The sequence below is a fragment of the Methanosarcina spelaei genome (genome assembly GCF_002287235.1).
Lineage (GTDB): Archaea > Halobacteriota > Methanosarcinia > Methanosarcinales > Methanosarcinaceae > Methanosarcina > Methanosarcina spelaei.
Window position 1 is genome coordinate 1 of the sequence record NZ_LMVP01000442.1, and the last position, 332, is coordinate 332.

1 pseudogene is annotated in these 332 nt (G+C 47.9%); it reads left to right on the forward strand.

The features are described 5' to 3' along the window. Window positions 1-42 precede the first annotated feature (42 nt). Window positions 43-332, forward strand: a pseudogene (locus ASJ81_RS16000) (CO dehydrogenase/acetyl-CoA synthase subunit delta); the annotation flags it as partial.

Sequence of the window (332 nt, forward strand, 5' to 3'; positions counted from 1 at the left end):
CACTCCTCAAAACGGATAACTTACGGAAAAGGTGAGGTTTACATGGCAAAGAAAGTTAAGCTATCAGAAATGACAGACATGTTTAAGGACATGGAAATATTGTCCCTTGAAGGTGTGACCATTGAAGGTGACATTGAGCTTGATCTTAGTGGCCTCGGAGGCGGCTTTGACCCTATGCTTGCTGCTCTTCTTGGTCAGGAGAATGCAATACTTGCCCAGCACTTTGCACGGCTTGCTAACATGTTTGGCGTCCCTGTAGGCATTGGTGCCCCTGCCGCTGCTCCTGGAATTTCCCCTGCTCTTGCAGCCCCTAAATTTAAGGATCTCATTCC